Origin of the sequence: Bradyrhizobium sp. (assembly GCF_050014615.1) — a bacterium.
Classification (GTDB): Bacteria; Pseudomonadota; Alphaproteobacteria; order Rhizobiales; family Xanthobacteraceae; genus Bradyrhizobium.
In genome coordinates this window covers 1-13362 of the sequence record NZ_JBEKCZ010000146.1, presented here as the reverse complement: position 1 = coordinate 13362, position 13362 = coordinate 1, and the positions used below count along the sequence as shown (strand labels likewise).

14 protein-coding genes and 1 pseudogene are annotated in these 13362 nt (G+C 60.9%); 9 read left to right on the top strand and 6 right to left on the bottom strand.

Features of this window, described 5'->3' with window-relative positions:
* From ABR948_RS21385 to ABR948_RS21375, 3 genes and pseudogenes are all read left to right on the top strand, one after another.
* A pseudogene (locus tag ABR948_RS21385) lies at positions 1-336 on the top strand (glycine reductase); the annotation flags it as partial.
* Positions 337-492: 156 nt separating this feature from the next.
* A complete protein-coding gene (locus ABR948_RS21380; RefSeq protein ID WP_428121735.1) occupies positions 493-843 on the top strand; it encodes a PilZ domain-containing protein in 351 nt (116 codons plus the stop codon).
* An 86-nt stretch (positions 844-929) separates the two neighbouring features.
* Entirely contained in the window at positions 930-2147 is a 1218-nt protein-coding gene (locus tag ABR948_RS21375; RefSeq protein WP_428121732.1) for an alpha/beta fold hydrolase, read from the top strand.
* Positions 2148-2162: 15 nt separating this feature from the next.
* Here the strand turns inward: ABR948_RS21375 and ABR948_RS21370 are convergent, their stop codons facing one another.
* Complete coding sequence (locus ABR948_RS21370; protein ID WP_428121731.1) at positions 2163-3191, bottom strand: HD-GYP domain-containing protein; 1029 nt, start codon at positions 3189-3191, stop codon at positions 2163-2165.
* Between the two features lie 355 nt (positions 3192-3546).
* On the opposite strand from ABR948_RS21370, the gene ABR948_RS21365 reads away from it, so the two are divergent.
* Genes ABR948_RS21365 through ABR948_RS21355 form a run of 3 tightly spaced genes read left to right on the top strand, consistent with a single transcriptional unit; the run spans position 3547 to position 6381 of the window.
* The gene (locus tag ABR948_RS21365; RefSeq protein WP_428121729.1) at positions 3547-4575 is read left to right on the top strand and encodes a TRAP transporter substrate-binding protein; all 1029 of its coding nucleotides are present in this window, start codon (positions 3547-3549) and stop codon (positions 4573-4575) included.
* Positions 4576-4586: 11 nt separating this feature from the next.
* Complete coding sequence (locus ABR948_RS21360; protein WP_428121727.1) at positions 4587-5084, top strand: TRAP transporter small permease; 498 nt, start codon at positions 4587-4589, stop codon at positions 5082-5084.
* Between the two features lie 13 nt (positions 5085-5097).
* Positions 5098-6381, top strand: coding sequence for a TRAP transporter large permease (locus tag ABR948_RS21355; protein ID WP_428121724.1), 1284 nt, complete (start codon positions 5098-5100; stop codon positions 6379-6381).
* Positions 6382-6445: 64 nt separating this feature from the next.
* On the opposite strand, the gene ABR948_RS21350 is transcribed toward ABR948_RS21355, so the two are convergent.
* Positions 6446-6871, bottom strand: a complete 426-nt coding sequence (locus tag ABR948_RS21350) for a cupin domain-containing protein (RefSeq protein WP_428121722.1) — start codon at positions 6869-6871, stop codon at positions 6446-6448.
* Here ABR948_RS21350 and ABR948_RS21345 point away from each other — a divergent pair.
* Complete coding sequence (locus ABR948_RS21345; protein WP_428121720.1) at positions 6852-7682, top strand: hypothetical protein; 831 nt, start codon at positions 6852-6854, stop codon at positions 7680-7682. The two genes, ABR948_RS21350 and ABR948_RS21345, sit on opposite strands and share 20 nt — an antisense overlap.
* 40 nt (positions 7683-7722) lie before the next feature.
* On the opposite strand, the gene ABR948_RS21340 is transcribed toward ABR948_RS21345, so the two are convergent.
* The 3 genes from ABR948_RS21340 to ABR948_RS21330 all read right to left on the bottom strand — a co-directional run bounded on the left by ABR948_RS21340 (position 7723) and on the right by ABR948_RS21330 (position 11159).
* Positions 7723-8634: a dioxygenase family protein gene (locus ABR948_RS21340; protein ID WP_428121717.1), complete on the bottom strand. Its 912-nt coding sequence runs from the start codon at positions 8632-8634 to the stop codon at positions 7723-7725.
* A 118-nt stretch (positions 8635-8752) separates the two neighbouring features.
* Positions 8753-10756 carry a hybrid sensor histidine kinase/response regulator gene (locus ABR948_RS21335; protein ID WP_428121715.1) on the bottom strand — a complete coding sequence of 668 codons (2004 nt, stop codon included), beginning with the start codon at positions 10754-10756 and terminating at the stop codon, positions 8753-8755.
* Positions 10749-11159 (bottom strand): response regulator, encoded by a 411-nt coding sequence (locus tag ABR948_RS21330; RefSeq protein WP_428121713.1) that lies wholly within the window; start codon positions 11157-11159, stop codon positions 10749-10751. Before ABR948_RS21330 ends, ABR948_RS21335 begins: the two co-directional genes overlap by 8 nt.
* 171 nt (positions 11160-11330) lie before the next feature.
* Here ABR948_RS21330 and ABR948_RS21325 point away from each other — a divergent pair, with 171 nt between their 5' ends.
* A complete protein-coding gene (locus tag ABR948_RS21325; RefSeq protein WP_428121710.1) occupies positions 11331-12095 on the top strand; it encodes a Crp/Fnr family transcriptional regulator in 765 nt (254 codons plus the stop codon).
* A gap of 229 nt (positions 12096-12324) precedes the next feature.
* On the top strand, positions 12325-12507 hold the full coding sequence (locus tag ABR948_RS21320) for a hypothetical protein (RefSeq protein WP_428121708.1): 183 nt from the start codon (positions 12325-12327) through the stop codon (positions 12505-12507).
* A 93-nt stretch (positions 12508-12600) separates the two neighbouring features.
* On the opposite strand, the gene ABR948_RS21315 is transcribed toward ABR948_RS21320, so the two are convergent.
* Positions 12601-13362 (bottom strand): AAA family ATPase (locus tag ABR948_RS21315; RefSeq protein ID WP_428121705.1); only part of this gene is annotated, 762 nt, incomplete at its 5' end.

The following is a 13362-nucleotide window of genomic DNA, read 5'->3' as shown; positions in this document are numbered from 1 at the left end:
ATTTCCACCGTGGTGATGGGGTGCGCCAAGGATATCGTCGAGCACGCCGCGGTGCCGCGCTTTCTGTTCAGCGATTTTCCGCTGGGCAATTCGGCGGGCAAGCCGCACGATCCCGCTTCGCAAGCCTTTACGCTGGAGCTGGCGTTGCGGGTGCTCGAAACCGCGCCCGGCCCGCAAACCACCGTGCAATCGCCGCTGCGCTGGAGCACGGATGCCGCCTGGAAACGCGACTACAACAATATTGCCCTTCTCAGCCCCGAGGAGCTGGCGCGGCGGCGGCGCGAATTCGACGCGCAGAAGGAAATCGCGCGCGGATTACGCGAGAACGCGGCGTAACACCCTCCAAAACATCCCAAATTCCGTGAAATCCGGGTCTGTCCGGCCGATATCGGTTTACGTTAACGCGGCATTTTGCCGGCCGCGGGGTTCCCCGGGCGGGAAAGCCGCGTAAAAGTGCAGCCTCTTTATTGGGCTTTTTGGGAGATTTATTCGATGTTGGATCGACGCCAGAGCGCGCGCGACAAGGTTATTTATGGCGGGGTCGCCAAGGTCGACGAACGCAGCGGATCCCGGGATTGCGTCATCCGCAACATCTCCGAAAACGGCGCCAGCATCGAATTCAGCAACGACATCAAGCTCCCAAAAGAGCAGATGCTGCTGACGATCGCGCGAAAGGGACGCTCATTCCTGGCCAGGATCGTCTGGTGGCGCGACAATTTCGTGGGCGTGGCGTTCAGTTCGGAATCCCCTGCCCCCGTCTCCGATATCGAAGAGCGGCTGCGCAAGAGCGAAAAGAAAAAGCGCCAGCTGCAGCGCCGCATCAAGGAGCTTTTAGAGGGTTGACGCTTTTGGAGGGTTGACGCGCGCGAGGGCTGCCTGTCTTGCTACGGCTTCGAAGAAGAAGCTCAGGGAAGAAGCTCAGGTAAATCATGCGCGCACGCACGTTGATCCCTTTCTCGGCGATCCTGTTCTCCGCGCTATTTTGCTGCACCAGCGAAGCCGCATTGGCGCAGACCGCGGACCGCAGCATCGACGAAATCAAGTCCGAAACCCTCGCCAGGGCGCAGACCGGGGCCTATCCCGCGCTGGGCATCGCGCCCGGCGATGCCAGCGACGCGCTCGGCCGCATCAGCACCCGCGATCCCGACGAATGGGCCGCCGCCTGGAGCGCGGTCGCCGACACCTACATGGCCAAGGCGCGGGCGGCGAGCGATCCCAAGGAAGCTGACGCAAACTTTTTACGCGCCTGGCGTCTTTATTATTTCGGGCAATGGCCGGCGCCGACGTCGGCCGGAAAACAAGCGGCCTATCAGCGGGCCGTCGATGCCTATCTGCTGCATGCCAAATATTTCGATCCGCCGCTCGAGGTCGTGCGCATCCCCTATCAAGGCAAGGAAATTGTCGGCTACCTGCGGCTGCCCGCCAACGCCCCTCGCCCGGTGCCGCTGGTGCTGGCGATTTCAGGCCTGGACAGCCGCAAGGAAACCGTCACTGAGACCTATGCGGCGGCGTTGCCGGAAGGCATCGGTTTTTTTGCGGTCGACAGTCCCGGCACTGGACAGGCGCCGCGCAAGGCGGACGAGACCGCCGACCAGATGTACTCGCATGTCCTCGATTATCTGGCGTCGCGGCCGGAGATCGACAAAAACCGCATCCTGGTGCACGGCCAGAGCTTCGGCGCTTATTGGGCCGCCAAGCTCGCGCACACCGAGGCCAAGCGCCTCGCGGGTGCGGTGACCCAATCGCCACCGACCCACCGCACGTTCCAGCCGGACTTCTTCCGCGGCCGGATCTACACCCGCGAATATCTGTTCGACCTGCTTCCAGCCAGCCTGTTCGTCTACGGCCTGAAATCGGCGGACGAGTTGATTGCGTTCCTGCCGAAGATGTCCCTGCAAGCGCAGGGATTGCTCGGCCAACCGACGGCGCCGATCCTGGTGGTGGGCGGAACGAAAGATACGCAGGTGCCGATCGACGATCTCGAATTGCTGATCAATAGCGGCACCGAGCCGCGCGAGGCATGGATCAATCCGGCTGGCGGGCACATGGGTCGCAGCACCCCTGCCTGGCCGGACCCGGTGATCTTTCGCCAGGTCATTCTGCCCTGGGAAGTGAGGCATCTGAGCCCGAAGACCGCAGCGCCGTAAGTCCGGCGCCGGTCTTTACGTCACCAGGGCTGCGTTCCGGAACGCCTTCACCAGCGATCGTTCCAGCTGTCCGTCCATCCCGCACAGGATCTTGTAGGCGTGCGGGCGTGGCATGGCGGGCCGGTACGGCCTCGACTCGATCAAAGCGGCGAAGATATCGGAGATCGTCAGCAATCTGACCAGATCGGAAATCTGCGTCGCCTTCAGTGCGTCGGGATAACCGGAACCATCGAGATATTCGTGGTGGTGCCTTACCCCGTCAAGAACCTCCGGGCTGATGTTCGGGATATCCTTCAACAGCTCATATCCGATCACCGGATGGCGTCTCATGACATCTTCTTCCGAGAGATCAAGACGTCCGGGCTTGTCGAGAATCGTCAGGGGAATACGGGCCTTCCCGATATCATGAAGGGTTGCCGCTATTCCCAGTCGCTTGACGTCCGTCGAGTCAAAGCCGATGTCCATCGCAAAGCCGACCGCGACGCCCGTTACCAGAAGGCAATGCTGGAACGTTCCCTGATGATAGCGGCGTACATCGTCAAGCCACGCGCCAAGTCCGTTTTGCGCGATGCTGTGGATGACTTGCGACGTGGCGAGCTCGGCATCCGACAGGTTCAGCGGTTTGCCGTTCCGTATCGCCGAAAACAGCGACGCGAAGGCCGCGGCGCTATCGACGATCTCGGGCGAGGCTACGTCGGTTTGGGCGGACGTCTCCGCGATCTGAACCAGCCTGGATACGATTTCTTTGGGACGCGAAATCACGTCGGTCGCACCGAGCGCATAGGCCTGCTCGACCATGCAGCGGACCTGGTTGCGAACGACGAACAGCTTTTCGGAAATGCAGCTCAGCTTCTGCAACACGAGCCTGATCTGTTCGACGCGAACCTTCATGCGCAGGTCAGCGTCGACCATCAGCACGCCATTTGCGGTAACTGGCGCGTCACCCGTTCCCAGCAGCTGGGGAATGACGTCAAATCGCGGCTCAAGCATCGCGCGGATGGCGGCTATCTTCGAAGGTTCGTCGGTGACGAAATGAACAAGCATTTCAATGCCAAACGGGAAAAATTGAGGTCGTGACCTCTGGATTTTAAAAAATGTAAATCCACCAATATCCTCTTAGTGTAGGCGATATTCCCTAACCCGCGGCTAACGGTTCGGCACGCCAGCCGCCCGCAAGACCCGGTTTGCCCACGCCGATGTGAGCGCAGCGCAGCAACAGGTGCCGGCCCATCCGTCCGTGGCAGATGCCGTCACAACGCCGTCGTCGCCGGGTTCGCTGACAGGCGCCCAACATCGCGCTGGCAACGCGACGGCTATGCTGTAAGCTTCGGCCGCTGGACGACAACAAAAAAAGCCCTGAACAAAAAAGGGCTTGAACAAAAACACCTGGAGGACACCCATGTCAGCAGCTCCGACGAGCCGCGTCTCGCTCAATCGCCGCGCGCTTCTGCGTTCGGGCGCCGGCATCGCCGGCATTCTCGCCACCGGCCGCGCCCCGGCATTCGCACAGACCCAGCCGAAAAAGCTCGTATTCGCGCATATCAACGCCATTCCGGAATCGGCCGCGGTCGCGTTCGACTGGATGGCGAAGGAACTCACCGCGCGGTCAAACGGCGCGCTTGAAATGCAATTCTTCGGCAAGACCCTGATCCCGCAAGAGCTGGAGATCATGAATGCAGTCAAGTCCGGCAGCATCGCGATGGGCAGCCCGGCGGGCGCGGCCGCCACGGTGTTTCCGGAAATGGGCGCGCTGCTGGTGCCCTATCTGGTGAAGGACTACGCCTCGGCCTATGCCATGCTCAACGGGCGGATCGGCGACAAGATCAGCAGCGAGATCGAGGACAAGTACAGGCTCAAGGTGCTGTGCTATTTCGACTACGGCTTCCGCCATTTCTGGACCACGAAGAAGCCGATCATCGAGCCGAAAGACCTGCGCGGGGCAAAAATCCGCGTGCAGCAGGCCAAGATCTTCGGCGACACCATCAACGGGCTTGGCGGCAGCGCCGTACCGATGGCGTGGGGCGAGGTCATCACGGCCGCCAAGCAGGGCGTGATCGACGGCGGCGATCTGCCGGTGGTCAACATGAAGGCGCTGAAGATCTACGAGGTGTCGAAATATGCCTCGCTCACCTATCATAATTATGGTCCGACCAACGCGGTGATGAATCTCGAAATCTGGAACGGGCTGTCGGCCGCGCAGCAGAAACTCGTCATGGATCTCTCACGCGCCGCGCAGGAAAAGATCCGCGAGGCGACCGAGTCGGTCGACAATTTCGCCAAAGCCAAATCGGAGCTGGAGCCGCTCGGCATGACCGTGGTCGAAGCCGATGTCGACGCGTTCCGGAAAATGGCGCAGCAGAAGATATGGCCGGCCTATAAGGGCCAGTACGGCGCCTTGTGGGACGAGATCGAGGGCTTCAAGGCCTGAAGTTACAGCGCATGCTGCGTAACCTCTCAGCCGTTCCGAGATTTGCGGTCACGGCGCTGATCATCCTTGCCATCGTCAACCTCCTGGTCGGCGTGATCCTGCGCTATTTCGTCGGCGCCATCACCGACTGGCTCGATGTCGACCCCGTGCCCTTCACCTGGGTCGAGGAAGTGGGCGAGTTCTCGCTGGCGTGGCTGACGCTGATCGGCGCCGCGATCGGCATCCAGTCCCGCTCGCATTTTGCGCTTGCGGTGTTCGTGCATCGCCTGCCGGTAGCGGCGCAGCTCTGGATCCACCGCTTCAATCACGCGCTCATCATGGGCGTTGGTCTGCTCGCCGCGTGGTATGGCTTCAAGCTCTGCCTGCTCAACCGCACCATCACCACCCCCGGACTCGAAATAAATCTCGCCTGGCTCTACGCGTCTTCGGTGGTCGGCGGCCTCCTGATCGCGATCTACGGCTTCGCGGTCATGATCTCCCCGCTGCCGCAAGGCGATCCCCAGCACTAGAGACGGGCCATTCATGCTGCTTGCGACTGTCGCTATCGTCTTTGCCGCGCTGATCCTGCTCTCGATGCCGATCGTGTTCGCGCTCGGCGTGGCTGGCATCGCGGGGCTATGGATCGGCGGTTACCCGATGCAGCAGCTTTCCTCCGCGCTGGTGTCGGGATCGCAAAGCTGGGTGCTGCTGGCGATCCCCGCCTTCGTATTCGCGGGCAATCTGATGGAGCGCTGCGGCATGAGCCACGCGCTGGTGGAGCTGGCGCGCGCTTTGATCGGCTGGGTCAGGGGCGGGCTCGGCATGTCGGTGATCGTGGTGGCGTATTTCTTCTCCGACATCTGCGGATCGAAAATGGCCGAGGTCTCCGCCCTCGGCTCCGCGCTGATGCCGCCGCTGACCAGGGCCGGTTACGACCCGCGCGATTCGGCCTCGCTGATCGCCGCCGGCACCGCGATGGGCATGCTGGTGCCGCCGGCCATCTTCATGATCGTGATCGCGCAGGTCACCAATACCTCGGCAGTGACGCTGTTCGTCGCCGGCTTCATTCCGGCCATGGTCATCATGCTGTGCCTGATGGCGGTGGTTTACATCCGCGCGCGACAGAATGACTGGCCGATCGATTCCAGGCCGAGCCTCAAGCGCCTTGGCCACGCGGCGCTGCACGCCGCGGTGCCGATGGTGGTGCCGTTCGTGATCCTCGCCGGCTTCATCCTCGGCATCATCACCGCGACCGAAGCCGGCGCCGTGGTCGCTGGCTACGCTTTCCTCGCCGCAAAGCTCTATTACCGCAATGTCTCATGGCGCGAGATGGCGCAGATCGCCTATGACAGCGCGATCCTCACCGCGGCGGTGGTGTTCCTGCTCGCGGTCGCCTCGGTCTACCAATATCTGATGGGCGTGAGCGGGGTGCCGCAACTGCTTGGTCAGCTATTGGGGCCGCTGAAAGGGCATCCGTGGCTGTTTCTGATCGGCACCGCGGTGATGAGCTGCCTGTTCGGCATGGTGCTGGAAGGCCTGCCCGCCGCGGTCGTGCTGATCCCGGTGGTGTTTCCGATCTCCGAGGCGATGGGCATCGACCCGATCCACTTCAACATCGTGCAGACCGCGGCCGTCGGCATCGGCCTGTTCCTGCCGCCGATGGGCGTCGGACTGTTGATGGCGCTGCGCTTTGCAAAACTGAGCGTCGGGCAGCACTTTCGCACCTATGTGCCATACATGCTGGCGCTGTTTGCCGGGCTGCTGCTGATCATCTGCATTCCCGCGATCAGCCTGACCCTGCCGAGGCTGGCGGGATTGATCAGGTAAGCGTCATCAGATGCGGCGCACCGGTATGGCACGATCAAAAGGCGTTCGGCGGATCGAGCCGCGGCTAGGAAGGCGGCGCCGGGATCAGCCCGTAACGCAACATGGTTTCCTTCATCTTCGCAGGGTCGGGCGTGCCGGCCGCCAACAGGCCCGCCATGTCCTTGAAATATTGAGGACCCAGCACGCCGGGGCTGAGCACGCACAGGCAGGTCGTCGGTTCCGCGGTTCGATTGGTGAATCCGTGCACGATACCGCGCTTGATGAAGACCGTTTCGCCCGGACCCACCTCGATGTCCTTGCCGTCGACACGCCAGGTCGTCGTTCCCGTCAGCCCGTAAACGGTCTCATCCCAGCTTTCATGATAATGCGGTATGGGCATGCGCGCATTCGGCTGTACCGTCATCTCGAACATGTCGATGCTGCCGGCGGTGTCGTCTTTGCTGTAAAGAAACCTGAGCTGGAGCGGGCCGATGTTGATGGTTTCGGGCATGGGGCTTCCTCTGAAGGCTTGCCGCCGTGCGGCCGGCACAGCTCAAACCGTAACGTCGCTCAAGAGCCGGCGCAATATTGCCCTGTCGCAAAGGAACTGCCATTTTTGCTCCTCTATTGAGCTGCATGGAGTGCAGCGAGTCGATCCCTGTGCTGGCAAAAAGCCCGCAATTTCGGGGAATTCATCGTCTGTCTGGTATCGCAGGTGCGGTCTTATGTCTTATCTGTGGAGCATGAAGATACGCCTGTTCCGGCCGGCTTTGGCCCTTGCCATCAATCTCCTTGCCGTTTCGTCGATGGCCCATGCTGAGGAACCCAGCGCGGTACCGGTGCCGGACGAATTGACGATCGTTCTCGCGGTCATGTCCGGGAAGTGCACGACGCTGAAAATCGCGGGGCGCGATTTCGGCTGCAGGGCCATCGCCTTCTTTCAAACCGAAGAAGGCCGGGCGAATTTTGTCATTGCGCTCGACGACCCGACCGACACCAGTCACATCATCACCTTCTCGGGTGACAATGGTCGCAGACCCCAGGATAACCTTTACGAACTGCCGATCGACCGCATGCTGCTGAAATCCAAGGACAGGCCGAGGGTCGATGGCCTGCCGGTGCCGCTCGTCGAACTGTCGGCCGGACTATGCAAGCAGATCGGAACCTTCGCGACGCGACAGGTATCCAGCATCTCCTGCAGCGCGGTCGATAAAAACGGCCAAAAGTACGTTTTACAGTACGAGTCGGACGGCTCACCGATTGCGGTGCGGCGTGTCAGGCAGACGAAGGCCGGACAGCCCGCGGTTTCGCCTTTTGACTAGGCGCTGCAGTCGTCAGCGGTCCCGCCAAACCACAATCGCGTCACGTCGCGGCCGGTGCCTTGGCGCGGATCGGCGCCGCCGGACGCCGCGCTTCGCCGGCCTCCAGCGTGAAGCGCTGATCGAGTGAATACCAGGGCGCCGCGAAGCCCAACTCGGGCGATGGTTCGTCGTGGCGTACATAATTGCCGATCAGCGCCCGCGTGACGCCAAACTGCACGTCCGAATCAATATGCGGGTCGTCGGGCGAGTAGACTTGCGAGATCAGGGTCTTGAAGCCCGATTTGTAGACCATGAAGTGCAGATGCGCGGGCCGGAAGTTGTGGCGACGGGTAGCCCGCACCAATTCTCCGACCGGCCCATCGACCGGAATCGGATAACCCGCCGGCTTCACGCTGCGGAAATGGAAGCACCCGGCATCGTCGGAAATGAAACGCCCGCGTAGATTCATCTCGGCTTGCGTGGGATCCTGGTTTTCATACAGACCCTCCGGCGACGAATGCCAGACGTCGATTTCAGCGCCCGCGACAGGACGCCCGTTAGCGTCCTTAAGGCAAACATGAACGACAAGTCCCGGACCCGGCGTCGGCGAGCGCACCAGCGTATCCCCGCTCGCACTTAGTGGCTGATCGTCACGCCAGAACGGCCCCAGCATGTTGGCCTGGGTTTCGGTCTGGCCATTGTTGCCGTTGTTGAGCAGGCAGACCAGCGGGGAAACGCCCAGCGATCCCGCCATCAACACCACCTCATTATGCGATGGGGTCGTCTTCTGGCCCATCGCCACGATGATCCCAGCCGCTTGCTGGAACTCACGCTCGGTGAGGCGAACCTCGCGCACAAATCCGTGCAAATGCCGCACCAGCGCCTGCAATATTTCGCGCAGGCGCGGATCCTCGGTGCGGCTGACGGCTTCGACGACGGCGTCGGTCACCATGGCCTGATTTTCGATGATCATTTCCACCCCACTGCCGCCATGATCCAGTTTGCGAGCAGTCATATCGCACGGCGCGGTTGGCGCAACAAAAAAGCCGGCGATCTTGCGACCCGCCGAGCGACGCCGCAACCTCGCCAGCCTATAACTTTTCGCTTGCGATCATCAGCGCGGCGGGAGCTAGCAGCTGAGATTGCGACAATAGTTCAGATACGCTGACCACCTCTCGCAGGCGGCGGGCGAGATCGGCCTTGCGATAGGGCTTGGTGAGAACGACCGCACCGGCGCGCAGGCGGCCATGCTTGGCCAGGGTTTCCAATGCATAACCCGACGTAAGCAGCACTGGCAATCCCGGCCGCAACTTCCTGGCAAGGTCAGCGAGTTCCCAGCCATTGATGCCGCCCGGCATGACAATGTCGGTGAACAGAATATCGACGTGAACGTCCGCCCTGAGCTTCTGCAACGCGTCAGCGCCATCGACTGCGGCGATGACCGAATAGCCCAGGCTGTCCAATGTCATGACGGCATAGCAACGAACGAAGGGATCGTCCTCAACAATCATCACCGTCTCGGCGCCCTTCGGAAGCGGTTCGTTGTCAGTCGGGCTCTGCGCCGGCGGCCGCACGGATTTCGTGGTCGCCTGCGGCAGATATATTCGTATCGTGGTACCAAGGCCGGGTTCGCTGTAGATCGAGACGTGACCATTCGACTGCTTCACGAAGCCGTAGACCATGCTCAGGCCGAGCCCACTGCCTTTTCCGACTTCCTTGGTCGTAAAGAACGGCTCGAACACCCGCTCGATCACCTCCTTCGGCATCCCTTCGCCGTCGTCGGTGATGGAGACCAGGACATATTCCCCAGGCAGCACTTCCGGATGAAGGCTCTTGTAGTGATCATCGAGCGACGCATTGGCCGTCGAAATGGTGAGGCGACCGCCTGTGGGCATCGCATCCTGCGCATTCAGGGCGATGTTAAGTACCGCCGATTCCAGCTGGGCGGGATCGGCAAATGCCAGCGGAATATCCGGGTCGAAATCCGCGTTGATTTCGATATCTTCGCGCAGCGTGCGACGCAGCAATTTGTGCATCGAATCGAGCAGGCCATTGCACTCGATCTCGACCGGACGAAGCATCTGGCGGCGACCGAACGCGAGCAGCCGCTGCGTCAATTCGGCGCCGCGGTCACCGGCCCTGCCGATATCATCGGCGAGTTGCTTCAAATCCTGCCGCGATTTTAGCTTCTCGCTGAGAAACTCGGCGTTGCCCACGATCACAGTCAGAAGATTGTTGAAGTCATGGGCGATGCCGCCGGACAGTTGACCCACTGTCTCCATTTTCTGGGCCTGAACGAGCTGTTCTTCGGTGCGCTTGCGCTCGGTGAGATCATGAATGATCCCGACGAAGATGGCTTCGCCATCCTGCTTGGCTTCGCCGACCGACAGATCCATCGGAAAGGTCGATCCGTCCTTGCGCTGGCCAACGACCTCGCGGCCGATTCCGATGATCTTGCGTTCGCCGGTTTCCAGAAAATTTCGAATATAGGTGTCGTGCTCCACGCGATACGATGACGGCATCAGCAGCTTGACGTTTTCATGCCTGACTTCGTCGGCGCGGTACTGGAATAGCCTTTCGCAGGCCGGATTGAACATCAGGATCCGGCCACGGGCATCGATCAGGATGACCCCGTCCACCGCAGTCTCGACAACAGCCTTGAGCCGCGCGTTGCTCTCGCGTAGCGCCCGTTCGACCCTTTCGCGTTCGGTCAGGTCGTGGATGATTCCGACAAAGATCGAACCATCGTCCTCCTTGGCCTCGCCGACCGCGAGGTCCATGGGAAAAGTGGTGCCGTCCTTGCGTTGACCGAACACTTCGCGGCCGATGCCGATAATTTTTCGTTCGCCGGTGCGGTGAAAATTATCAAGGTAAAGATCGTGCTCCTGACGGTATGGCCCCGGCATCAGCATCTTGACGTTCTGACCGATCACCTCATGGGCTGGATATTTGAACAGCTTTTCGCATGCGGCATTGAACATCAGCACGGTGCCACGGGCATCGATCAGGATGACGCCATCGACCGCGGTTTCCACGACAGCCCGCAGCCATTTCGCTTCAGTGCTCTGGGTCCTGGTTTCGGATTTATCAGCCAACGTTTTTCAACCTGATGGCGTCGGATTCCTGCAGACACATGTCGATCACGGTCAGCAACGTCTTGGGCGTGAAGGGTTTGCGCAGGCAACGCGTCGCTCCGAGTTCAAGCGCCATGCTCAGGAAATCCGGGGCCGGCGTTCTTTGCTCGGCGAAGACGTAACCGGAAATGGCGATCAGCGGCACCGTCGGCGCCCGCTGATGGAACACCCTGACCGACTCAAACCCGCGCATGTGCGGCATGAAAATGTCGACAATCATCAAATCGAACGTCGAACTATCGAGAGCATTGAGGCCGGTTTCTCCGCCATCGGCGACGAAAACGGCAAATCCTCTTTCCTCCAGCCAAGTACGAATGGCGGAACAAATCAGCGGATCGTCGTCAACGACGAGAATGCGTTTCATGATGGCCCCCCAACCCCAAGCATATGCGACCGACCGACGTCGTTTCGCCCCGTGATTCGCTGTAAATCTCCTGTTTTCTGCAGCGTACGGGCGGGAACCCGATCGCCGTCTCCCCGCCAACGGGTATAGCGAGTGAAAAAATGCGCGCAGCGGTTGCCATCGAGCCGTCCAATGCCCATGGTGATTGCATCGGCGGTCCACCACCCCAACGCGCACTTCGGAGTTCGCATGGACGCTATCCCTCGCTCGCCCAATCATTTGCTGGCGGCTTTGTCGGCAACGGATTTTGAACTCCTTCGCCCGCATCTCAAGACGGTCGAACTTGTTCAGGAGGTCGTGCTGGTTGGGGCCGGCGATCGGCTGACGCAGGTTTTCTTTCCCCACAGCGGGGTCATTTCGCTGGTCGTCAGTCTTGCCGGAGGCGGAAGGGTTGAAGTGGCGAGCGTCGGTCACGATAGCGTCTTTGGCGGATCGGCAGCCCTCGATGGCGGTATTTCACTCACCGACGCCATCGTTCAGTTGCCGGGCGCTGCTTCAACGCTCGATGTTGGGATCTTGCGGACCGCCGCCGCGCAAAGCATCGCTTTCCGCACGACGCTCATCCGACATGAGCAGGCACTGTTCGCGCAGGCCCAGCAATCCGCCGCCTGCAACGCGATGCATTCCGCTGAAGCTCGCCTGGCACGCTGGTTATTGCGGATGCACGATCTGGCGGGTGAGGATAAATTGCACCTCACTCAGGACTTGCTGGCTCAGATGATCGGTGTCCAGCGCAATAGCGTCTCCACTGTTGCGCACACGCTGCAGCAGGCCGGCATCATCAAATACAGCAGGGGAAATATCGAAATTACCAATCTCGCGGCTCTGAAGGAAGCGTCCTGCGAGTGCTATCAGGCCGTCACTACGCAATATAACAAGTTGTTATATGACGACTGAGGATACGGTTCACACCGGCAAATCGCGGCGTTCCGACAGCGCACAATTGCTGCCGGCCACCTTCGATACGACCATTTCAGAGACGGTCGACATTTTCGCAAGGCTGCCAGTACCGCACTCGGCATCGCCATTAGATCTGCCGTCTACCCGTTTCCGGGCAGACCGGCTCGCCTTCCGAGATTAGCATTTCCTGATCATTAAATCAGCGCAACAGTAAAAAGGCGTAATCATGGATCATGCCGATCGGTGCCGAACCCAGGCTGATGAATGTCATCGCCTCATGCTGCTCTCACAGAGCGGCGCGGAAGCCACCATTCTGACCAGCCTGACCCGTAGCTGGAAAATGATTGCAAACCAGACTGATCGATATATCGCGATCATGAAAAAGGAAGCGGCTCACCGGAAACGCTGAAGCGAACTCCATTGCGATGATGGCACGGGCTGTGACCGCAGCAAAAAGCCGGCGGTCTTGCGACACGCCGGCTCCTTATTTGCGATCGGCGGCTCAGGCCTTGACCAGCGGCCCTCGTGAGGCCGGCCCCTTCGAGCCACCGCCGCTGGGACCGCTCGGTTTGGGCTTGCGCGGCACCGTGCGCTTGCGCGCGCCGGGGAGCTTCTCCGGCTTCGGCGTCACCGGCCCTTCGACATATTCGAAACCGATCTTTTCCCGATCGGCCTCCGCGCTGGCCTCGTCCTTGACCAGCACGACGCGGACATGGCCGCCGCCCTTGAGCTTGCCGAACAGCACCTCGTCCGCCAGCGGCTTCTTGATGTGCTCCTGGATCACGCGGGCCATCGGCCGCGCGCCCATCTGCTCATCATAGCCATGCTGGACCAGCCACGCCTTGGCCGGCTCCGACAATTCGATGGTGACGTCACGGTCGGCGAGCTGCGCCTCGAGCTGGAGCACGAACTTCTCCACCACCATGCCGATCACATCGGCATTGAGATGCGCGAACGAGACGATGGCGTCGAGCCGGTTACGGAATTCCGGCGCGAACTGGCGATTGATCGCCTCGTGATCGTCGCCTTCCCGCTTGTTGCGCGTGAAGCCGAACGCCTGGCGCGCCAGATCAGCCGCGCCCGCATTGGTGGTCATGATCAGGATCACATTGCGGAAGTTGACCTGCTTGCCGTTGTGGTCGGTCAGCCTGCCGTGATCCATGATCTGCAGCAGCACATTGTACAGGTCCGGATGCGCCTTCTCGATTTCGTCGAGCAACACCACGCAGTGGGGGTGCTGATCGACGCCATCGGTAAGCAGGCC